The organism is Bradyrhizobium sp. ORS 375 (assembly GCF_000239775.1).
In the GTDB taxonomy this organism is placed as follows: domain Bacteria; phylum Pseudomonadota; class Alphaproteobacteria; order Rhizobiales; family Xanthobacteraceae; genus Bradyrhizobium.
In genome coordinates this window covers 1-8,875 of sequence record NZ_CAFI01000350.1, presented here as the reverse complement: position 1 = coordinate 8,875, position 8,875 = coordinate 1, and the positions used below count along the sequence as shown (strand labels likewise).

Here is an 8,875-nt window from a genome sequence, read left to right as displayed (position 1 = left end):
AGTACGACCTGGCGCGGCTCTATCTGAAGACGGCGGACGCTTCGCGCGACGACTTCCGCTATGGTGCGCGCTGGCTCGGCCTCGCCGCCCAGAAGGGCCAGCATCAGGCCCAGGCCTTGCTTGGCCAGATGCTGTTCAACGGCGACCGTCTGCCGCGGCAGCCGGCGCGCGGCCTGATGTGGCTCACCTTGGCGCGTGACAGCGCTGGTCCGGACGAAGCCTGGATCAAGGAGAGCTACAACCGCGCCTTCGCCAAGGCCTCGGACGACGACCGCGCCACGGCGCTGCAGATGCTCGAGAGCTGGGTGCAGGGCAAGCGCGAGTAGCAGAGGGAACGCATCGCGCTCCCTCTCGCTGAGAGGGAGATTGCGATGATCATCCGCGATGCGACCCCTGGTGACGCCGAAGCGGCCTGCGCCGTCGTGCGCGCGTCCATCATCGAGCTATGCTCGGCTGATCATCGCGACAATCCCGACATCCTCAAGCGCTGGCTCGCCAACAAGACACCGGAGATCGTTGCGACCTGGGCCGACGGGCAGGGCCGCTCGCTGCTGGTCGCGGTCGAGGACGGTGCGATTCTCGCCGTCGGCGGGCTCGCCCATCCCGGCGAGATCACCGTCAACTACGTGTCGCCGCAGGCGCGCTTTCGCGGCGTGAGCTCGGCCATGGTGGCCGAGCTGGAGCGACGCGCACTCGCGCTTGGTGCGCTGGAGATCGCGCTGTTGAGCACCGAGACGGCGCACCGATTCTATCTGGCCCGCGGCTATGTCGACGTCGGCATCCCCGCCGGCAAGTTCGGCACCGCCGCCTCCTATCCGATGCGCAAGGTCATGGCAGGCGGGCGCTGAATAGCGCCCGCCGTCCTCATCACGAGCGTGCCCGCGACTGCCTAAGGATTGAGCGGCGCTTGGCTGCTGTTTTGATCAGCAGACGGCCTCCAGACCAGAATCGGTGAACTTCGATGCGCAAACGACTGCGCCCGCAAACGAATCGCGCTTGGCACGATTCGTGAGTGCAAATCCTCTGCAGCAGCAGAAGGCAGCAGGTTTGCGCAGCGTTCGGATCGGCCTGATCATTCCCCAGAGCGGCTCGGCAGGGTTGTGGGCGCCCTCCGCCGAAGCTTGTGGGCGGCTGGCCGTGAGCGAGCTGAATCAGGCTGCGGGGATCCGCCGCAGGCCGGTGGAGCTGGTCGTGATCGACGCTGGTGCGAGCAGCGTCAGCGCGGCACGGGCGGCGGCTGAAGCGGTCGACGAGCTCGTGGTCGATGGCCTCATCGGCATGCTGCCGAGCTATGCGCGCGATCCGGTCGCGGCGGCCGCCCGCGGCCGCGTGCCGTTCCTTTACACGCCGCAATTCGAGGGCCTGTCGCCGAGCAGCGACGTGATGACCACCGGCGAGACCGCACCCGAGCTGCTCGCGCCGGCCATCCAGTGGCTGTCGGAGCACAAGCGCGCCCGGCGCTTCTTCCTGTGCGGCAACGACTACATCTGGCCGCGCTCCTCGCTCGAGATCGCCAAGCGCCTGATCGCGCGATACGGCGGCACCGTCACCGGCGAGCATTACGTTCCGGTCGGCGTGCACGATTTCGACGCGATGCTCGATCGCATCAAGGCGACGCGCAGCGACGTCGTCCTGCCGGTGTTCCTCGGCTTCGACTGCATCGCCTTCAACCGCGCGTTCTGCGCCGCCGGCCTCAGCCGCCACGTGCTGCGCTTCTCCTCGGCCTTCGACGAGACCATTGTCTACGGTCTCGACAACAGCGAGACCGAGAACGTCTACGTCGCCTCCAGCTACTTCGCCTCGCTGCGGTCGCGCAACAACGGCGCGTTCCTGGAGCGCTACTACACCGCCTATGGCGACCATCCGCCGCCGCCGAACGGCTATGGCGAGTCCTGCTACGAAGGCATCCACGCGCTCGCCGCGCTGATCGAGCGCGCCGAGAGCTTCGACGCGCGAGATCTCCGGCGCGTCTTCGGGCGCACGCTGCAGGGGCGTACCGCCCGCGGCAACGAGGAGCGGCCGGTGGTCGGCGGCCGCCATCCGATCCATCTCGCCGAGCTCGACGGCTACGATTTCTCGGTCGTCGCATCGCGCTAGGGGCAGGGCGCGTCAAAAAATAACTTGCCTTTTCAAATATTGTAATTTTAAACTTTAAGCGGCTCGTGAACCAGCATCACCAAACCATGGGGACCCATATGACTCTTTCACGCCGTCGTTTCCTGCAACGCTCGGCCGTCGCGACCTCGACGCTGATCGCGGCACCCGCGGTGTTCCGCTCGGGTGCGCTCGCGGCCGAGAACCCGATCACCGTCGGCAGCCTGCATGACCAGTCCGGTCCGATCGGCACGTCCGGCACCCCGATGGTCTACGCGCTGCAGCTGGCCGTCGAGGAGATCAACGCCGCTGGCGGCCTGCTTGGACGTCCCTTGAAGGTGATTCATTACGACACCCAGTCCAACATCCAGCTGTACTCGCAATATGCCCAGCAGCTCGCGGTGAAGGACAAGGTCGACGTCGTCCATGGCGGCATCACCTCGGCCTCGCGCGAGGCGATCCGGCCGACCTTCGACCGCTTCAAGGTGCTGTACTTCTACAACACGCTGTACGAAGGCGGCGTCTGCGACCGCAACACCTTCTGCACCGGCACCACACCGGCCCAGACGGTCGAGAAGCTGGTTCCGAGCGCGATGAAGAAGTCCGGCAAGAAGGCCTATATCATTGCCGCCGACTACAACTATGGTCAGATCACCGCGAAGTGGATGACCAAATACTGCAAGGACAATGGCGGCGAGATCCTTAGCACGGACTTCTTCCCGCTCGACGTCACCAATTTCGGCTCGACGATCTCGAAGATCCAGGCGGCCAAGCCCGACCTGATCCTGTCGGCGCTGGTCGGCGGCAACCACACCGCGTTCTACCGGCAGTGGACCGCGGCCGGCATGAAATCGAAGATCCCGATCGCCTCCACCACCTTCGGCCTCGTCAACGAGCCCTCGACCCTGGATGCGGCGGAGAGCGATGCGGTCATCGGCGCCTACGGCTATTTCGAGGAGCTGACCACGCCGGCCTCCAAGAGCTTCGTCGAGAAGATCAAGAAGGCGCATCCGGACTCGCCCTATATCAGCGAGCTCGCCTCGTGCACCTATGAGGGCGTCATGCTGTGGGCCGAGGGCGTCAAGAAGGCCGGCAGCATCGACCGCATGAAGGTGATCGAGGCGCTCGAGAGCGGCCTCGTGTTCGAGGGGCCGAGCGGCAAGGTCTCGCTGGACAAGCAGACCCACCATACCGTCCGCAACGCGTTCCTCGCCGAGGTCAAGGACCGCAAATGGTCGGTGCTGGAGACCTACACCGACGCCAAGCCCGCGGACACCGCGAGCGTGTGCGACCTCGTCAAGAACCCGAACGACGTCAAGCAGTACATCATCAATCTCTGATGCGATCCTCGGGTTCCGCCGCTCCGGCGGGACCCGCTTTTCTCCTGGACTGCCCTGAAAGACCTGACGCATGGCGATCTACGTCATCCTCGCGCTCGACGTTCTCAACGGAATCTCATCGCTGTTCCTGCTCTGCCTGGGGCTGGCGATCATCTTCGGCATGATGAAGATCATCAACCTCGCCCATGGCGAGTTCATCATGTTAGGGGCCTATGCGACGGTGATCTCGGCCAATGCCGGGGTGAACATCTGGGTCGCGATGCTGGTCATCGCGCCGGTGTTCGTCGGCCTGGTCGGCCTCGTCATCGAGCGCTGCCTGATCCGCTTCCTCTATGGTCGCCTGGTCGACTCGATGCTCGCGACCTGGGGCCTCAGCCTCCTGATCATCGGCATCATCACCACGATCTACGGCAACACCCAGCAGGGCGTCCCGACGCCGCTCGGCGGCTTCTCGATCGGCTCCTACCAGTCGAGCTACTACACACTGTTCCTCGCGGTGATGGCCGCGCTCATGATGGCGATCATCTATGGCGTGATGCGCTACACCCGCTTCGGGCTAGTCGCCCGCGCCACGATGCAGAACCCGGCGATGGCCGCGACGCTCGGCGTCAACCCCGCCCGCGTCTACATGAGCACCTTCGCACTCGGCGCGGCCGTGACCGGCCTCGCCGGCGGCTTGCTGGCGCCGGTTTCCGGCATCACCCCGGTCATGGGCGGCGCCTATGTCGCAAAGGCGTTCATGACCGTGGTCGGCGGCGGCGCCGCGATCCTGTCCGGCACGTTGTCGGCGGCGAGCCTGTTCGGCTCGGTCAACCAGATCGGCGCCTACTTCACCACGCCTGTCTACGGCGAGGTCATCGTCTTCACCACCGCGATCGTGCTCATCCGACTGCTGCCGCAGGGCATCTCCGGGCGCTTCTTCAAGGGGAACCTGTGATGGACAAGCGCCTTCGTCTTGCTCTGCAGGCGGCGGGAACCGTTGTCGCCATCGGCGCGATCGCGATCGTGCCGAGCGTGATCGAGCTGTTCGGCCTGATGCAGTTGACCCTGTTTGCCGCGATGTCGGTGCTGGCGCTCAGCCTCGCCTTCATCTGGGGCTATGGCGGCATCCTGTCGTTCGGCCAGACCGCCTTCTTCGGCCTCGGCGGCTACGCCTATGCGATCGCAGCGGTCAATTTCCAGGACTCGACGCCGGCGATCCTGCTGGCGATCGCGGTGCCCGCGCTGTTCGCGGCCATTCTCGGCTACTTCATCTTCTTCGGCCGCATCTCCGACGTCTATCTCGGCGTCATCACGCTGACGGTCACCTTGATCCTGTTCAACTCGGTCAACTCGACCTCGGGCGACGCCTACAAGATCGGCAAGGCGCTGCTCGGCGGCTTCAACGGCATGCCGGCGGTGCCTACCTTCAATGTGCCGTTCGATCCGTCGACCGTGCTGTCGCCGGAGCAGTCGTGGTGGACGACCGCCTATGTGCTGCTCGGTGTGTTCCTGCTGCTGCGGCTGCTGCTGGCGCTGCCGGCCGGGCGCATCATCGTCGCTGTCCGTGAGAACGAGGTCCGTGCGTCGTTGCTCGGCTACGATCCGCGTCTCGTGAAGTGCCTGACCTTCATCCTCGGCGGCGCCATCGCTGGACTTGCCGGCGCGCTCTACGTCAACTGGGGCGCCTTCGTCAGCCCAACCATCTTCAGCCTGTCGCTGTCGGCCGAGATCATCATATGGATCACCGTCGGGGGTCTCGGCACCTTGCTCGGGCCGATCATCGGCTGCGTCGTGATCGAATACATCGTCGCCTATATAGGCTCGCAGCAGCTGTTGAACTCGAACCTCGTGCTCGGCGGCGTGCTGGTGGTGTTCGTGCTGCTGCTGCCGAAAGGCATCTTCCCGACGGTGCGTGATCTGGTCATGCGGCTGATCCCGGACAAGAAGCCGAAGACCAATGGCCGCCCGGTGCCGTCAGCGGCGCCGCATCCCGCAGGAGCCGAATGACATGGCTGATATCGTTCCTCTGCTCAAGGCCGAGCACCTGACGATGCGCTTCGGCGGCGTGGTCGCCAATGACGACATCACCTTCACCTTGCAGGAGATGGAGCTGCGCTGCCTGATCGGTCCGAACGGCGCCGGCAAGAGCACGTTCTTCAAGACGCTGACGGGCCAGCTGGTGCCGACCTCGGGCACGATCGCCTTCCGCGGCATGCCGATCGCGGGCAAGGCCTCGCACGAGATCGCGCGCATGGGCATCGGCATCAAGACCCAGGTGCCGAACGTGTTCAACGGCCTCTCGGTGCGCGAGAACATCTGGCTCGCGGTGCGCCGCAAGGCGACGCCGCGGCAGCAGGGCCCGGCGGTCGATGCCGTGCTGGAGATGATCCGGCTGACCGACTACGCCGACAGCATCGTCGCGACCTTGTCCCACGGCCAGCGCCAATGGGTGGAGATCGGCATGGTGCTCGCCGCCGAGCCCGAGCTGATCCTGCTCGACGAGCCTGCGGCGGGAATGACCGACGAGGAAACCTTCCACACCGCCGCGATCATTCGCGAGATCAACCAGACCCGCGCCATCGTCGTCGTCGAGCACGACATGGAGTTCATCAAGCAGATCGCCAAGCGCGTGACTGTGTTCCACCAGGGCCGTGTGCTGGTCGAGGACACCGTCGACAAGGTGCTCGCCGACCAGCGCGTGCGCGACGTCTATCTCGGCAAGAAGGTGGCGGCATGAGCGCACTTCTCGAGGTCAAGGGTCTGAAGTCCGGCTATGGCCGGATCCCGATCCTGTTCGGCGTCGACCTCACGGTCGGGGACGGCGAGTATCTCGGCATCCTCGGCCACAACGGCATGGGCAAGACCACGGCGCTGCGCACCTTGATGGGGCACCTGCCGACCACCGACGGCTCGGTCGTGTTCGCCGGCAAGACCATCACGCATCTCAAGCCGCACGAGCGCTCGCGGCTCGGCATCGGCCTGGTGCCGCAGGGGCGCGAGATCTTTCCGGATCTCTCGGTCATGGAAAACCTCCGCATGGGACTCGCCGCGGCGCCGAAGGAGGACCGCGGTGTCATCGATGCCGTGCTGCAGGATTTCCCGCGCCTGGTGCGGCTGCTCGATCGCCGCGGCGGCGCGCTCTCCGGCGGCGAGCAGCAATTGCTGGCGCTGGCGCGCTGCCTCTGCACCAAGCCGAAGCTGATCCTGCTGGACGAGCCGACCGAGGGCATCCAGCCGTCGATCATCGAGGAGATCATCGAGACCCTGCTGGCGCTGAAGTCGCGCTGGAAGATGTCCCTGATCGTCGTCGAGCAGAACCTGGAATTCATCACGTCGTTATCGGATCGCATCCTCCACATCCAGAAGGGACGTATCACCGAGGAACTCGACCGTGAGACTCTTCTGGCCCGGGAAGGTCAGATGGTCCCGAGCTAGCCCGCACCGGCGCCGCGCGCCGGCGAATTCGAACTGCATCATCTCCTGTCTCTGCCCAGCTTGTCCTCACAAGAAAGGATGACTCATGTCCATCAAACGCCCGAATGCCGAGGAAGTCGCCGATCTCGCCGCCAGCCTGCACATGAACATGACGGTCGAGGAGGCCGCCGAGTATCTGTCGCTGATGGGCGGCATGTTCGATCAGTACGACATCATCGATGAGCTGCCGAACCCGCTGCCGCCGGTGAAATATCCGCGCACGCCGGGCGCTAAGCCGCCGGCGAAGGAGAACAAGTACAACGCCTGGGCGATCAAGACCGAGGTGAAGGGCGCAGGCTCCGGCAAGCTCGCCGGCCGTACCGTCGTGCTGAAGGACAACGTCGCGCTCGCCGGCGTTCCCATGATGAACGGCTCGACCACGCTCGAAGGCTTCATTCCCGCCGCGGACGCCACCATCGTCTCGCGTATCCTCGATGCCGGCGGCACCATCGTCGGCAAGGCCGTCTGCGAGCACTTCTGCCTGTCCGGCGGCAGCCACACCTCAGATCCGGCGCCGGTGCACAACCCCTGGAAGATGGGCTATTCGGCCGGCGGCTCGTCCTCGGGCAGCGCCGCGCTCGTGGCGGCCGGCGAGGTCGACATGTCGATCGGCGGCGACCAGGGCGGCTCGATCCGCATCCCCGCATCCTATTGCGGGATCTACGGCATGAAGGCGACCCACGGCCTCGTGCCCTACACCGGCGTGATGCCGATCGAGTCGACGATCGACCACACCGGGCCGATGACGGCCAACGTCAAGGACAACGCGCTGCTGCTCGAAGTGCTGGCCGGTGCTGACGGCCTCGATCCGCGGCAATACGCGCCGAAGGTTGCGGCCTACACCGAGGCGCTCGGCAAGGGCGTGAAGGGTCTGAAGATCGGCGTGCTCAAGGAAGGCTTCAGCGCACCGAACATGCAGGAAGGCGTGGTCAGCAAGGTCAAGGCCGGCGCCGAGCGCTTCGCCAAGATGGGCGCCTCCGTGTCGGAGGTCTCGATCCCCGAGCACATGCATGCGCTGGCGGCGTGGAATCCGATCACGCTCGAAGGCTTTCTGGTGCAGATGATGCTCGGCAACGGCATGGGCTTCAACTGGAAGGGCCTTTACGACGTCGGCCTGCTCGATGCGCATTCCGGCTGGCGCACCCGCGCCGACGATCTGTCGGTAACGTTGAAGCTCACCATGCTGGTCGGCCAGTGGGGCCTCGAGCACTATCGCGGCCGCTACTACGCCAAGTCGCGCAACATCGCGATCCAGGCCAAGGCGGCCTATGACGCGATGTTCGGCTCCTACGACCTCTTGCTGATGCCGACCCTGCCGTGCGTCGCCACGCCGATTCCGGCCAAGGACGCGCCGCTCGCCGAAGTCGTGCAGCGCGCCTTCGAGATGACCGCGACGACGAGCCCGTTCGACGTCACCGGCCATCCCGCGATGACCGTGCCGTGCGGCCTCTCCGACGGTCTCCCGGTCGGCCTGATGCTGATCGGCAAGGACTACGCCGAGTCCACGATCTACCAGGCAGCGGCGGCGTTCGAGGCCGATGGCGACTGGAAGACCTTCTGATGATCACCATCACCGCGGTCATCAGGGCCAAGGCGGGACACGAGGCCACGATGCGCGACGCCCTCGTCGCCGTCGCGGCCCATGTCGCGGCCAACGAGCCGGAGACGATCGGGTTCTTCATCTCGCAGAGCGAGACCGAGCCCGGTCTGTTCACCACCTACGAGCGCTTCGCCGACAAGGCCGCGATGGACCGCCACAACGGCTCCGCCGCGGTGGCGACCTTCTTCGGCATCGCCAAGCCGATCCTCGACGGTGAGGTCATTCTCGTGACCTCGCAGGAGGTGTCGGCGACGATGCGGTAGGGGGTGGCGAGAGGTGAGTCCACCAATCGTCCTTCGAGACGCCCGCCCAACGTGGCGGGCTCCTCAGGACGAGGGCGATGGATTGGGTGACGACGAGCTCTTGGTTGCCACGGGGCAAGGCA

The 8,875-nt window shown here is 65.5% G+C and carries 10 protein-coding genes; all 10 read left to right on the top strand.

Going from position 1 to position 8,875, the window contains the following annotated elements:
• Positions 1–326: Sel1 repeat-containing protein (locus BRAO375_RS24985; protein ID WP_035642043.1), on the top strand; the 326-nt coding region annotated here is incomplete at its 5' end.
• Between the two features lie 45 nt (positions 327–371).
• Complete coding sequence (locus BRAO375_RS24980; RefSeq protein ID WP_009030231.1) at positions 372–848, top strand: GNAT family N-acetyltransferase; 477 nt, start codon at positions 372–374, stop codon at positions 846–848.
• Positions 849–1,047: 199 nt separating this feature from the next.
• A complete protein-coding gene (locus BRAO375_RS24975) occupies positions 1,048–2,097 on the top strand; it encodes a substrate-binding domain-containing protein (RefSeq protein WP_035642045.1) in 1,050 nt (349 codons plus the stop codon).
• A gap of 98 nt (positions 2,098–2,195) precedes the next feature.
• Positions 2,196–3,434, top strand: coding sequence for an urea ABC transporter substrate-binding protein (locus BRAO375_RS24970; protein ID WP_009030229.1), 1,239 nt, complete (start codon positions 2,196–2,198; stop codon positions 3,432–3,434).
• 70 nt (positions 3,435–3,504) lie between these two features.
• Positions 3,505–4,371 carry a branched-chain amino acid ABC transporter permease gene (locus BRAO375_RS24965; protein WP_009030228.1) on the top strand — a complete coding sequence of 289 codons (867 nt, stop codon included), beginning with the start codon at positions 3,505–3,507 and terminating at the stop codon, positions 4,369–4,371.
• Complete coding sequence (locus tag BRAO375_RS24960; protein WP_009030227.1) at positions 4,371–5,423, top strand: branched-chain amino acid ABC transporter permease; 1,053 nt, start codon at positions 4,371–4,373, stop codon at positions 5,421–5,423. The genes BRAO375_RS24965 and BRAO375_RS24960 overlap by 1 nt, the downstream gene beginning before the upstream one ends.
• 1 nt (position 5,424) lies before the next feature.
• Positions 5,425–6,153, top strand: coding sequence for an ATP-binding cassette domain-containing protein (locus tag BRAO375_RS24955; protein WP_009030226.1), 729 nt, complete (start codon positions 5,425–5,427; stop codon positions 6,151–6,153).
• Positions 6,150–6,851: an ABC transporter ATP-binding protein gene (locus BRAO375_RS24950; RefSeq protein WP_009030225.1), complete on the top strand. Its 702-nt coding sequence runs from the start codon at positions 6,150–6,152 to the stop codon at positions 6,849–6,851. The genes BRAO375_RS24955 and BRAO375_RS24950 overlap by 4 nt, the downstream gene beginning before the upstream one ends.
• An 85-nt stretch (positions 6,852–6,936) precedes the next feature.
• On the top strand, positions 6,937–8,451 hold the full coding sequence (locus BRAO375_RS24945) for an amidase (protein WP_009030224.1): 1,515 nt from the start codon (positions 6,937–6,939) through the stop codon (positions 8,449–8,451).
• Entirely contained in the window at positions 8,451–8,753 is a 303-nt protein-coding gene (locus tag BRAO375_RS24940; RefSeq protein WP_006614371.1) for a putative quinol monooxygenase, read from the top strand. Before BRAO375_RS24945 ends, BRAO375_RS24940 begins: the two co-directional genes overlap by 1 nt.
• The last annotated feature ends 122 nt before the right edge of the window (positions 8,754–8,875 follow it).